Here is a 12,582-nt window from a genome sequence, read left to right on the forward strand (position 1 = left end):
TAACAATCAAGCAAATAATATAAAATATGTGTTATTCCTTTTTTAGGACAAATGTGGAAAACTTATAAAAATAATTTGGTTTATTGTATAAACTGGTTTACGTTTGAGTATAAATTAAACCACCCATGCTACCGCTTTTGCCACTGCTTATTTTGCTCTTATCCTTTCTGGCAGGTTCAGCTCAAACCGTCATTTCCGGAAAAGTAAAAGATGGTAAAGGCCATCCCATCCAGGGGGCCAGCATTTCTTTAAAAGATACTTATGATGGCGCCACTACTGATTCGTTAGGCGCCTATCATTTTAAAACAACTGAAAAAGGCGAACAGGTCTTACTGGCCACCTCCATCGGTTATAAACTACAGGAACAAAAAATAACCATTTCAGGCGCTACCCTGCATTTTGAAGTAGTATTGAAACAAGAACCCAATGAATTAACGGCAGTTACCATTACGGCCGGTTCCTTTGAGGCCAGCGATACAAAACGAACCACAGTTTTAAACTCTATTGATATTGTGACCACCGCCAGCGCCAATGCAGATATCACCAGTGCTATAAAAACATTACCTGGCGCCCAGCAGGTAGGGGAGAGCGAAGGATTGTTTGTTAGGGGTGGTACCGCGCAGGAAACAAAAGTGTTTATTGACGGTACCCTGGTTAACAATTTCTTTTTCAGTAGTGTGCCCGATATTGCCCAGCGTGGCCGTTTTTCCCCCTTTATTTTTAAAGGAACGGTTTTCAGTGCTGGGGGCTATTCCGCTTTATATGGCCAGGCCCTTTCTTCTGCTTTGATCCTGGAATCTGTTGACTTGCCCGATCAGTCTTCGGCCAGTGTAGGCATTTCTACTGTAGGATTAAATGCCGGGTTTCAGCAATTGTCAAAAAAGAAAAATTCCAGCTGGGGCATAAATTATAGTTATACTAATCTCGCTGCTTATTTCGCAGTGATCAAACAACGCCCGGATAACTTTAAAATACCAGCGTTTCATAACGGCGAGGCCAACTTCAGAATAAAAACTTCCAAAACAGGTATGCTGAAGTTTTATGGGTATTTTAATTATAATCAGTTGGGATTGCGCAGAGCCGATATTGATTCCCTGGAATTGAAAAATGCTTTCAGGCTTACTAACTTTAATGTGTATGGTAATTTGTCGTGGAAAGAAAAGATTGGCAAAAAATGGCATTTATACATGGGGGCTTCCTACAGTAACAATACCGATAAAATAGGGAATGAACTGCAGGACCAGCACAATGACCCGTTAAATATGAATTTGGAACCCTATGATACCAAAAGTTTTCAGGTTAGGACCGATGGTGAACTGGCCCAGCTAAAAACAGTGCTGGAAAGACGCCTGTACGGTTTAAGCGCTATTCGTTTTGGTGGCGAGTACATGTATTTTACTGACAAGAATAAATACAGCAACCAGTATGTAACTAATGGCATTACGGCCGCAGATGATCACTTCAAGGCTGCATTTGCAGAGGCGGACCTATATATTACCAATGACCTGGCTGCTAAATTCGGTGGCCGCTTTGAGCATAGTTCACAGCTTGAAAAAACAAATGTGGTGCCCCGGATCTCACTGGCCTATAAAGTAGGTAACAAAGCCCAGGCTTCACTGGCCTATGGCATATTTTATCAAAAACCCGAAAAGGATTATTACCTCCGCGGTTATGCCTATAATAACCTGCTGTATACAAAAGCTACCCATTACATTGCCAACTATCAACGGGTAAGCAGGGATTATACTTTGCGTATTGAAGGCTATTATAAGAAATATGAAAACCTGATAAAAACCTACGGCACCAGTAATGCCGGCATTATTGACAGCGTAGGCAATGGGGGGTATGGCGATGCCAAAGGAATTGAACTCTTCTGGCGCGATCGTAAAACATTGAAGAATGTTGATTACTGGATCTCTTATTCTTATTTGGATACAAAGAGGGATTACCTGAATTACCCCTATGCTATTCAGCCAAACTTTGCGGCCAACCATACGGCCAGCGTGGTAGTGAAGAAATTTGTCACCAAAATAAAGACCCAGTTCAACGGCTCCTATACATTTGCAACCGGACGCCCATATTATAATATCCGGTACAGCAACAATGCCGGAAAGTTTCAGATTGCCGACCAGGGAAAAACAATTTCCTATAACAATCTAAGCTTTAGTGTCAATTACCTGCCCACTATTGGGAATACCAAATCCAAAAATTTTATAGTGTGGGTTTTCTCAGTAAACAATGTATTGGGCAGCGACCAGGTATTTGGGTATAATTATTCTTACAACGGGTTGCGGAAAGATCCTATTTTGCCTACGGCCCGGCGATTTTACTTTCTTGGTTGTTTCCTGAGTTTTGGTGTTGACAGAAGCGATGATGTCATTAATAGTAATTTATAACAGCAACTATTAACCAGTTATAATAATTCATAAAATACCAGTCACATGGAAAATACAAAAGACCCTCAAATGTGGGAAATAGCCCAACGCAGGGTGAAGTTTAAATATAACCTGATAGCTTATATTGGAATGAACTGTTTCTTTTGGGGTATATGGTTATTTACCGGCCTTAATCAAGGCAATATGGGATATCCCTGGCCATTTTGGTCAACGGCAGGGTGGGGAATTAGCCTGCTGTACCATTTTTTAAAAGCCTATGTTTTTATAGATAAGGACAGTAGTGTGGAACGGGAATATGCAAAACTGCAACAGCAGGCGAACCGGTAAAAAAAAGAACACCATAAATAATAAAATCAACCATCATGAAGCAATTATTTTTTATCCTTCTTTCGATTGTGATCGTATCCCAGGGGATAGCACAAAGCGAAAAATTTACCAAGGCAATGACCACCACTATTGCAACATTTGACTCAGCTAAAACTGCCGACGATATGCTGGCTTCTTCAGCCGCTTTTGAACGTATTGCCGATGCTGAAAAAACACAATGGCTTCCGTATTACTATGCCTCGTTAAGCCAGGTCTTATATGCGTTCATGAAAAACGACATGAGCCAGGCTGATGCCTATGCAAACAAAGCAGATGACCTTTTGAAAAAGGCAGATGCCCTGCAGCCTAATAACTCTGAAATAAGCTGTGTTAAATGTTTGATAGCTACCCTGCATATGCTGGTAAATCCACAAAACCGCTGGCAGGAATACGGCCCTGTTATTCAAACAGAGTTGGACAATGCAAAAAAGCAGGATCCCTCAAACCCAAGACCTTATTACTTACAGGGACAAAACCTGCGCAATACGCCTGAGCAGTTTGGTGGCGGATGTGCTACAGCCAAACCTGTACTGGAAGAAGCATTGAAAAAATATGAAACATTCAAGCCAGCTTCCGATATTGCACCTAAGTGGGGTAAAGGACAGGTAGAAAAAACGCTGGCCACTTGTAAATAATTTGTGTTGTTCACGCATTGCCTGTAAAGTAATGCGTGAACAATCTCATTTTCGATAAATAACCATGCGGCTGGCTTCGCCGTTCGAACATTTAATAAAGAGCCATGTTTATGGAAAAAGAATCCAATTTTTCGCACACTGAAAGTTTAGCACTTATTGAATCCATGATCAATAAGGCAACGAACCGTTTTAACGAGGACGGTTTTTTGTATTTGTTATGGGGATGGGTGGTGCTGATTTGCAGCGTGACGGAATTCTTTTTATTACGTATTCGATTTGAAAAGCATTACCTGGTTTGGACGCTTACCTGGGCCGCGGTGATCTTTCAAATATTTTTTCTACGAAGGAAGCGGCAAAAGCAAAGAGTACGTACCTATACTGATGATATAGTTAAATACGTATGGATCACATTTATAATCATCATGTTCCTGGCAGCGGTCCTTATTGGTACCATTCAGGGCAAAGAGTATTATAAATTGATTGATCCTATCTTTTTGGTTATATATGGCATGCCTACTTTTTTGTCAGGTGTCATTCTGCGGTTTAAACCACTAATGTGGGGTGGCATTGGTTGCTGGGGGCTGTCGTTATTAACCGCGGTAATACCTGTGGAATATCATTTGCTGCTGGTATCAGCAGCTATGGTAGTGGCCTGGATTATGCCCGGGTATTTATTAAGGCTGAAATATAAAAAGACAAATCCTTAATAAGTGAAAGCCATTGCAAATGGAGTTTAAAGATCTGGATCCAATACTACATTCCCAACTGCGCCTGGCGGTTGTTTCACTTCTCATTAGTGTGAAGGAGGCCGAGTTTACATTTATACGTGAAAAGACAAACGCAACAGCCGGTAACCTGAGTGTACAGATAAATAAGTTGAAAGAGGCTGGTTATATAGAAGTAGTGAAGCAATTCAAAGACAATTACCCGCAAACCATGTGTAAAATAACACCTGTGGGCGTTACAGCTTTTGAGGAATATGTAAAAAACCTGCAGTCGTACCTGGGGGTAAAAAAATAACCCCCACTTTTGGGTAAAAGCGGGGGCATCCTTACCTGTGAAACTCAAATTATTCCTTGATCAGTTTAACCAACATCCGCTCTTTACTATTAACAGTAACATCCAGCATATAAGCACCCGGCTGCAAATGACTGCTTCCTTCCATAATAAAATTGCTGGCGCCTGCTTCGGCTTTTGAGGTTTTATTCATTACAATGGCGCCATCGGCGTTTAATATCTTCAATGCAACAAAGCTGCTTTCATTCAATTGCGTGGTTATTGAAATATCTTTTTTAGCAGGGTTGGGCGTAACGCTCATCATTTTTACCGTGGGCGTATTATACACCCGCACAACCAGTAATCGGCTGGTGGCTATTTTACCAGCATCATCAATTTGCTTCAGGCGATAATACAGGTCTTTTTTCAAGGCCGTGTTCTTACCCACTTCATCATTGAATGAATATATTTTTCTGTCAGTAGAAGTTCCCTGCGTTTTTACAGTACCGGCTGTATACCATTTGCGGCCATCGAGACTTCTTTCTATTTCGAACCGGTCGTTGTTGAACTCATAACCAGTGGCCCATTTTAATTGCACCTGCCCGCCATCGTTATAAAGACCGGCGAAATCGCTCAAACTAACCGGTTCTTCCGGGAATTCAAGTTTAACGGTGGCATCCTGTGAGCATAAACGGCCATACCCATTGTCGCACACTTTATAGGTAAAGGAGGTGGAATGACCGGTGAATTCGGGGTTTGGAATAAATGTAAAGCTGCCGTCGCCGCGCATGGTGACTTTACCATCCCGTGAATTAGTGATCAAATAGGCATTGAGGCGGTCGTTGTCGGCATCGCGGTCATTTATGGTTACCAAGCCTGTAGCTGTATGGTTAGGTAAGCCGGTAATATTATCATTTATTGCCACAGGCGAGGTGTTGCAGCCTTCCGAATAATGCAGTGGCGCTGAAACCGTCAGTTGATCGATGGCAATTCGGGTAGTGCCACCACTGCCCTGATAGTTCAGGTATATTTTATAAATACCCGGTTGTAAATGCTGGAAGGTTTTGCTGTAGCTGTATATTGACTGGGCTACTGATGGGCAGTCAAAACTATCCAGCTGGCATACAACTATATTATTGGGATCGGTTAAATATAATTTTAACCACCGGCGAGTGTCCTTTTCAAAAGTCAGGTTGAACTGGTAATTAAAGGATATGGTGATATTATCCTTTATATCAAGCGAGGGGGTGTAAATGCCCGTGCGTTGAGTGGCACTGATGGCGCTACCGGGCACCAGCCAGCCGTCATTTTCTGTATTGAAGCCAGTAATTTCAAAATCTGGTATCATCCAGCAATGACTTTGTAAGTACCCTTTTAATTGGTTGAGGGCAACACCGTTGCGGGGGTTGAAGTTTTCAGTAACCTGGGCGTTGATTCCGGTGACCACCAGGCAGGCTACTATTAGTAAGCAAAAAATGCGCTTCATTTTGAACAGTTTCAGCGTTTAGTTAATAAATACGCCAGGGCAGGATGCAAGTAGATCCGTTGTGGGTATTCAAAGGCAAAAGCATTTTTAAAGGATGCAAACGATCACGGGGAGGCTATTACGAATTAAGTGGAGATTACGTAGGAATTGGAGATAATTATACTATAAGGCAGATATTCGGTAGATTTAAAACCAGCGACTTTTTATTCTGAACTCTGCTATCATTCAAATAGTCAGCGGCTTATGTAGATATTTGGAATTTTTTGCAGGAGAAAATTTGGGTTTCCTGCGGGTCACGGAATTACAGAGGATGTAGAGGAACCTTACAAATGTAACTAACGGTTTTGTCTTTTGCAATAGCATCTGCCATAAAAATATATTTTGGTTAAATCGGTCTTAATAATTCCTGCCCGGCGGTATATTGTACGGGTTGAACCATTTCGCGTTGTAATTTGTACAGTTTAATAGCTTATGTCTGCGATCATAAAAGTTGATAATTTAAGTAAGCAATATCACGAAGTGAAGGCGGTAAATGATATTTCATTTACGGTTAACACGGGCGATATTTATGGTTTTCTGGGCCAGAATGGCGCCGGAAAATCAACAACCATTCGCATGCTGCTTACCCTTATTGCACCAACAGCCGGCTCCATTGAATTGTTTGGTAAAAACTTACATGCCAACCGTAAGGAAGTGTTGCAACAGATAGGGGCCGTTATTGAAAAGCCTGATCTGTATAAATACCTTACGGGTTATGAAAACCTTTCCCTGTTTGCAAGAATGAGTGGGGTAAAGGTTACCCAAAAAAAATTGAACGAACAGTTGGAGCAGGTCGGGCTTACCGAACGGGCTAACAGCAAGGTGCGAACTTATTCGCAGGGAATGAAACAACGTTTGGGAATTGCTATTGCACTTATTCACGATCCCAAATTGATCATCCTTGATGAACCCACCAATGGGTTAGATCCGCAAGGTATAGCCGATATTCGTAATTTGATTTTGCATTTAAGCCGGCACCAGGGCAAAACTATTCTGGTTTCCTCGCACCTGTTGCATGAAATTGAACTGATAGCCAACCGCATGCTCATCATTGACAAGGGCAAAAAAATAATGGAAGGAACTGTTGCTGAACTGGTTGATCCCGCTCGCACCATGGTGCATTTGGAAGTGACCAATCCCCAACAGGTAATGGCATGGTTGCAAAACAGCCGTTGGAGCACCTGTTTGCAGGAACAGAACAATACGGTTATTCTTTTACAAATGAACAAACAGCAAGTGCCAGAATTAACTGCCGACCTGGTTAAGGCCGGGGCCAGTATTATGGCCCTGCAACCGCAGAATTCCCTGGAATCGTATTTTCTGTCATTAACAACCGATAACCGGCATGTGGACACTTTTACAAATTGAGCTTTTCAAGATATTTAAACGGCCCCGTACTTACATTGCTTTTGTTGCCATTGCTGCCATTGTAGTGTTAATACAGCTGGCATTATACCTCGATGGCAAAACCTATGTGAACTTTATGCTGCAAAGCATTGAACGGTTTAATGTGGAAGGTAAAATGCTGAATGGCTATTTTGTTTGTTATTTTATCCTGCAAACCCTGCTCATACATGTACCGTTATTGATTGCACTGGTGGGCGGCGATATGATAGCCGGAGAAGCCAACATGGGCACGTTGCGGTTACTGATCAGTAAACCCATCAACCGTTCTACTTTATTGATAAGTAAGTTTCTGGCATCCACTATTTATACCTTGTTACTGTTGGTGTGGATGGCATTTTTATCGTTGCTGATCTCATTGATGGTATTTGGCGCAGGAGATCTGATGGTGTTTCAAAGCCAGGTGATCATTCAAATTCCCGGGTCTGATGTGTTCTGGCGTTACATCGCTGCTTTTGGGTTTGCCGCCATTGCCATGACAACGGTGGCTGCATTGTCCTTCTTTCTATCGCTGTTTGCGGAGAATTCCATAGGCCCAATTGTAGCAGCTATGAGCATTGTTATAGTGTGTACCATTCTCACAACCATGGACCTGCCATTATTCCTGTCAATGAAACCCTATTTGTTCACCTCGCATATGTTGGGATGGAAGGGCTTTTTTGATATTAAGGCATCGGCAAATGGTAGTGCTGAATTAGGAAGCATACAGAACCTGCCGGGGATCTTAAAGTCTGCATTGATACTGGTAGTTCATATAATATTCTTTGTGGGGGCAACAGTGTTCGTCTTCAGAAAGAAAGATGTATTGTCGTGACAGATCAATCAGCTATTGTAAAGTGAAAGATGCTTCCTTTGGTGATCTCCGAATCAACCCAGATCTTCCCTCCATGCAGCTCCACTATTTTTTTGCAATGTGCCAGCCCTATGCCAGATCCCTCGTATAGGGAGCGGTTATGCAGTCGTTGGAAAATAATGAAAATGCGTTGCTGGTATTGTTTATCGATGCCAATACCATTGTCGCTGAATTGAAAATGCCAGTACCCGTTTTCTTTTGTAGTAGAGATCTCGATATGGGGCGCAACACCTTGTTTTTGGAATTTAATGGAGTTGCTGATCAGGTTTTGAAACAGTAGTTTTAATTCCGTTTGAAAGGCGTTCACTACCGGAAGATTACCGGCTGTGATCACTGCCTGGTTTTCCTTTATCACTTTGGCGAGGTCGGCCAGTACTTCTGCAAGTACCAGATCACAATTAACCGGTTCAAACTGTTTTTCCCTGCCAATCCGTGAGTAATCGAGCAGGTCTTTGATCAGGGTTTTCATTCTGTCAGAAGACTGGACCACATAATTGATATACCGGTCTGCATGCTCATCTAACCGGCCATGGTATTGCTTGCGCAAGAGTTCAACAAAGCTCGAAGTAGTACGCAATGGTTCCTGCAGATCGTGTGAGGCCACATAGGCAAACTGTTCCAGTTCTTTATTCTTGATCTCCAGCTCAGCGGTACGTTGATGTACCTTTTTCTCCAGGGTTATATTGGCTTCCCTGATCTCTTGTTCCATTCGTTTTATTTCACGAATACCACGGGCCAGTTCTTCGGCCATATTGTTAAAGTTGTTCGCCAGGATCCCGATCTCATCTTTAGAAAATGCCTGCGCTTTTCGGCCGAAATCATTTTTGGCGACGGCTTTGGCCGACTGCAAAATTTCGTTCAATCCTTTTTGAATGTTGCGGCTTACAATAATAGCCAGCGTTAATCCGGTTATTTCAACAGTAAGTGCAATCGAAAACAATAATCGTAATATCAGGTTTTCCAGCCATCGTGACCCTTCACCCAGGGTATAAGAAAACTCATCTTCCAGAACCGTGAGGCGCGCGTTTAAAGGATCAATTGCCTGAACGATCGCTGAGATCTTTTCAGGGGAAGGGTTGGGTGAATTGATCTCTTTGTGTAATTGTTCACCAATAGGGATAAACTCTGCTACCGAAGAATCGGCCGAAGACCAAACCTTAATGGCTTTGTTAATGTAGGAAATGCGATTGAACCGGGTGAACAGTTTGATCATGCCATCCACATCGTCTTTATGATTGCGGCCTTCTATAAAGCCCTGCCGGGCTACTTCCATATCCGGTTTTTTTTTGCTTAGCTCAACCAATGTCTTATGGTCGCCTTTGGGGACCTTCATAAACTCCTTGAATTTCTCGAAATCGGCTTCGTCTTGTGTACGGCTGTACCGTAATAATTGATACATGGCATCCTTTTGTGCCTTTGACCAAAGACCTTCACCACTTACATAAGCCCGCACAGAGGATAATGTATTTATAGAAAAGACCAATGCCCCTAGTTCTATTGCGATGAGGGTAGCCATAATGCCAACAGTGAAGTATAATTTTTTGGCAATGGATACATTTCTAAACCATTTGAAAAGCGAAACACCCTTCATTATAATTCCTTGTTTTTGTTACCCGTATTATGATTGGTTGAATGATAGCCAGGGAATATTATGGTGCTACTAAACGGGGCCTCGGCAGCGAAGTTGGCTGCCAGTTAGGGAAAGATAGTAATTTTTTAGGAATGCCTGAAAGCATACAATAAAAATAAAACCCGGAAGAAAAGCAACCTTTCTTCCGGGCATACACTGACTTTCAATTTTATTTAGAACCCATACTTGGTTACACCAGGTATAGAAACCGGATAGTATCCTTCATCATTGGGTAATACAGACGGCATGGCATTGAAGTCGTACGTCTTGGGTTGCAGGTTCAAGCCTGAGTTCAGGGCTTTGTCCCATTCCACCACCTGGCCGGTATAGGTGGCCATGCGCCCAAGTATAGATGTCATAGAGCTGTAGGCGCCATTCTCGGCATCGGCGAATTTGTATTCACCTTTTGCAATAGCCGCAAACAACTCATCATGTTCAGTTTGGTAGGGATTGTTCTCTGTATTTTTATCAAACTGGAAAAGCACTTTGCCTTTATAATCAACAATATTGGCATCGCCACATTGTATCTTTCCCTTGGTGCCAATCAGCAGTTCATCAACCTTACTCATGGTGCCGGGCATATGGCGGCACTGGCTGTTCAGCACAGATCCATCAGCATAAGTGAATTCAACATAGTGATGGTCAAATATTTCACCATGATCTTTTCCTTTACGCACCTGGCGGCCACCCATACCCTGCGCTTTAACGGGGTGCCCTTCCTTGAACCAGTTTATTACATCGATATTATGGATGTGTTGTTCGCAAATGTGATCACCGCATAGCCATACAAAATAATACCAGTTGCGCATTTGGTATTCCATTTCAGTTTGTCCATACTGACGTTTGCGCACCCACACCCCATCATTGTTCCACCAGGCCTGTGCCGATGTTATATCGCCGATCAGGTTTTTGCGTTTAAATAATTCACGGTAGGAGTTCTGGTAATGGCGTTGCAATCCAACTACCACGTTCAGTTTTTTTTGTTTGGCAATTTCGGCCGCATCCAGTACCCGCTTAATACCAGCAGGATCTGTGGCTACAGGTTTTTCCATGAACACATGTTTGCCTTGTTTTATGGCCTCTTCAAAGTGAATGGGGCGAAAACCGGGCGGGGTGGCCAGTATCACTACATCGGCCAGGGCAATTGCTTTCAGATAGGCATCGAAACCATGGAATTTTCTTTCTTCAGGAACATCTATCTTTTCGGCTATATTAATACCACCATTGTTCTTGGTATTTTCGGGCGCTGTTAAGCGTTTATAGCTTCTGTCTAAATTATCACGGAAAGCATCGGCCATGGCTATCAGCTTTACGTTTTGTTTGCTTAATAAAGCCTGTTGGGCAGCACCGGTACCGCGGCCGCCGCAACCTATCAGGGCTACTTTTATGGTATCATCTGCTCCGGAAAAATAATTGGCTTTGGAAAGGAATGGTGCAGCAAGTAATCCTCCGGCCAGCCAGGTAGATTGTTTTACAAACCGGCGGCGCGAGGTGGCAAGGTTGTTAGATTGTTCAGTGCTCATTTGCATCAGTTTTAGTAGTACAAAATCGGGATCCCTGTCTAGTATGCCTGGTAACGCAGGAAGTTACTCATGGCAATATTTTTTATAGAAAACGGCTGCTTCTTCAGCCGTGGGCGCTTTGGCCGGACGAACGATGCGGAACCCAACAGCCATGGCATCGGTTAGCCACCATTTACTTTTGGGCATTTGCGGGTCGCGTTTGTTCCAGGCTGCATCAGATGGTTGACGGCTGGAGCAACGCAGGGCTTCAGGTTTATCAACATAACCACCACCACGCACGGCACGTGGATAGGTCTCTGTTGGTGCTATCGTGGGATTGCTGGGCGCCTCGCCAATAGCGGTAAAATAGTCATCCCTGAACTGATCGAGCGTCCATTCACTTACATTGCCCAGCATATCGTACAAACCCCAGGCATTGGGTTTTTTCTGTCCTGTTTTCTGGTACTTTTTGTTGCTATTGTCGGCGAACCAGGCATATTCTTTTAGTTGTTTGACATCGTCACCAAAAAAGTAAGTGCTGGTGCTACCCGCCCTGCAGGCGTATTCCCACTCTGCCTCTGTAGGCAGGCGATAAAAGATACCTGTTTTATTATATAACCAACGGCAGTACATCATGGCAGTGTATTGCGACATACTGTTAACCGGAAAACCGCCCTGTTTGCCCATGCCCCAGCTTAGGTCAATGTATTGTGGGGTGGGCCGGGTAACGGCATCTACCTCCGATTCGCGTGGGGTGTTTTCATCGTTGAAAAACAACAAAAATTCATCATAGGTCACTTCTTTGGCACCCATCCAAAAGGCATCGAGCTGCACTTTTTTTACGGGCCCCTCTGTTGTCTTATGGCCTGTTTCAGTAGTCGGGCTGCCCATGTTGAAACTGCCGCCCTGAACAGGCACCATATTGAACGATACGGAGCTACCGGGTATATTTTGTTCGTAGGGTACAAATGAGATTGAACTGTTGGTTTGTGCTATAACGTTAGCAAAGCCTGGCAAAAAAGCAATTACAAAAAGTACTGATTTCACAAGGTTGTCTTTTGTTGAGTAAGTGAAAATTAATAAATTAAAAGCATTACAATGGCAACACAACCCTGACAAGTTTATGTAAACGTTTGCATCGGGCCCTTTGCCAACCCTTTACAATGGACGCGAATAAATGCCATTTGGTTGCAACTGGCAGACAGTGCCGCCCGCCCGAAGCTCCGCTGCCGTCGCCCGGAGGGCAAAGCAAGGCTATGGCAGCCGCCAACTGGC

General features: G+C 43.3%; 11 protein-coding genes. 7 read left to right on the forward strand and 4 right to left on the reverse strand.

Annotated elements, in window-relative coordinates; translation table 11 throughout:
* Window positions 1–125: 125 nt before the first annotated feature.
* The 5 genes from J7I42_RS08590 (at window position 126) to J7I42_RS08610 (ending at window position 4,417) form a co-directional block, all read left to right on the forward strand.
* On the forward strand, window positions 126–2,396 hold the full coding sequence (locus tag J7I42_RS08590) for a TonB-dependent receptor (protein WP_209138361.1): 2,271 nt from the start codon (window positions 126–128) through the stop codon (window positions 2,394–2,396).
* Between the two features lie 45 nt (window positions 2,397–2,441).
* Window positions 2,442–2,723: a 2TM domain-containing protein gene (locus J7I42_RS08595; protein WP_209138362.1), complete on the forward strand. Its 282-nt coding sequence runs from the start codon at window positions 2,442–2,444 to the stop codon at window positions 2,721–2,723.
* A 35-nt stretch (window positions 2,724–2,758) separates the two neighbouring features.
* Window positions 2,759–3,397: a hypothetical protein gene (locus J7I42_RS08600; protein ID WP_209138363.1), complete on the forward strand. Its 639-nt coding sequence runs from the start codon at window positions 2,759–2,761 to the stop codon at window positions 3,395–3,397.
* A 110-nt stretch (window positions 3,398–3,507) separates the two neighbouring features.
* Window positions 3,508–4,104: a hypothetical protein gene (locus J7I42_RS08605; protein ID WP_209138364.1), complete on the forward strand. Its 597-nt coding sequence runs from the start codon at window positions 3,508–3,510 to the stop codon at window positions 4,102–4,104.
* Window positions 4,105–4,123: 19 nt separating this feature from the next.
* The gene (locus J7I42_RS08610; RefSeq protein WP_209138365.1) at window positions 4,124–4,417 is read left to right on the forward strand and encodes a winged helix-turn-helix domain-containing protein; all 294 of its coding nucleotides are present in this window, start codon (window positions 4,124–4,126) and stop codon (window positions 4,415–4,417) included.
* A gap of 49 nt (window positions 4,418–4,466) precedes the next feature.
* Here J7I42_RS08610 and J7I42_RS08615 read toward each other — a convergent pair whose 3' ends face one another.
* Window positions 4,467–5,879 (reverse strand): Ig-like domain-containing protein, encoded by a 1,413-nt coding sequence (locus tag J7I42_RS08615; RefSeq protein WP_209138366.1) that lies wholly within the window; start codon window positions 5,877–5,879, stop codon window positions 4,467–4,469.
* A gap of 471 nt (window positions 5,880–6,350) precedes the next feature.
* Here J7I42_RS08615 and J7I42_RS08620 point away from each other — a divergent pair, with 471 nt between their 5' ends.
* Both J7I42_RS08620 and J7I42_RS08625 read left to right on the forward strand, forming a co-directional pair.
* The gene (locus J7I42_RS08620; RefSeq protein WP_209138367.1) at window positions 6,351–7,286 is read left to right on the forward strand and encodes an ABC transporter ATP-binding protein; all 936 of its coding nucleotides are present in this window, start codon (window positions 6,351–6,353) and stop codon (window positions 7,284–7,286) included.
* Entirely contained in the window at window positions 7,264–8,136 is an 873-nt protein-coding gene (locus J7I42_RS08625; RefSeq protein WP_209138368.1) for an ABC transporter permease, read from the forward strand. The genes J7I42_RS08620 and J7I42_RS08625 overlap by 23 nt, the downstream gene beginning before the upstream one ends.
* A 4-nt stretch (window positions 8,137–8,140) precedes the next feature.
* On the opposite strand, the gene J7I42_RS08630 is transcribed toward J7I42_RS08625, so the two are convergent.
* The 3 genes from J7I42_RS08630 to J7I42_RS08640 form a co-directional block, all read right to left on the reverse strand.
* Window positions 8,141–9,766 carry a sensor histidine kinase gene (locus J7I42_RS08630; protein WP_209138369.1) on the reverse strand — a complete coding sequence of 542 codons (1,626 nt, stop codon included), beginning with the start codon at window positions 9,764–9,766 and terminating at the stop codon, window positions 8,141–8,143.
* Between the two features lie 212 nt (window positions 9,767–9,978).
* A complete protein-coding gene (locus tag J7I42_RS08635; RefSeq protein WP_209138370.1) occupies window positions 9,979–11,328 on the reverse strand; it encodes a Gfo/Idh/MocA family protein in 1,350 nt (449 codons plus the stop codon).
* A 63-nt stretch (window positions 11,329–11,391) separates the two neighbouring features.
* Complete coding sequence (locus J7I42_RS08640; protein WP_317196231.1) at window positions 11,392–12,354, reverse strand: formylglycine-generating enzyme family protein; 963 nt, start codon at window positions 12,352–12,354, stop codon at window positions 11,392–11,394.
* Window positions 12,355–12,582: the final 228 nt, after the last annotated feature.

The sequence above is a fragment of the Niastella soli genome (assembly GCF_017742245.1).
Classification (GTDB): domain Bacteria; phylum Bacteroidota; class Bacteroidia; order Chitinophagales; family Chitinophagaceae; genus Niastella; species Niastella soli.

Bases quoted from the DNA above. Each gene is read 5' to 3' on its own strand.
- J7I42_RS08590 (WP_209138361.1), top strand. From the start codon at position 126: ATGCTACCGCTTTTGCCACTGCTTATTTTGCTCTTATCCTTTCTGGCA.
- J7I42_RS08595 (WP_209138362.1), top strand. From the start codon at position 2,442: ATGGAAAATACAAAAGACCCTCAAATGTGGGAAATAGCCCAACGCAGG.
- J7I42_RS08600 (WP_209138363.1), top strand. From the start codon at position 2,759: ATGAAGCAATTATTTTTTATCCTTCTTTCGATTGTGATCGTATCCCAG.
- J7I42_RS08605 (WP_209138364.1), top strand. From the start codon at position 3,508: ATGGAAAAAGAATCCAATTTTTCGCACACTGAAAGTTTAGCACTTATT.
- J7I42_RS08610 (WP_209138365.1), top strand. From the start codon at position 4,124: ATGGAGTTTAAAGATCTGGATCCAATACTACATTCCCAACTGCGCCTG.
- J7I42_RS08615 (WP_209138366.1), bottom strand. From the start codon at position 5,879: ATGAAGCGCATTTTTTGCTTACTAATAGTAGCCTGCCTGGTGGTCACC.
- J7I42_RS08620 (WP_209138367.1), top strand. From the start codon at position 6,351: ATGTCTGCGATCATAAAAGTTGATAATTTAAGTAAGCAATATCACGAA.
- J7I42_RS08625 (WP_209138368.1), top strand. From the start codon at position 7,264: ATGTGGACACTTTTACAAATTGAGCTTTTCAAGATATTTAAACGGCCC.
- J7I42_RS08630 (WP_209138369.1), bottom strand. From the start codon at position 9,766: ATGAAGGGTGTTTCGCTTTTCAAATGGTTTAGAAATGTATCCATTGCC.
- J7I42_RS08635 (WP_209138370.1), bottom strand. From the start codon at position 11,328: ATGAGCACTGAACAATCTAACAACCTTGCCACCTCGCGCCGCCGGTTT.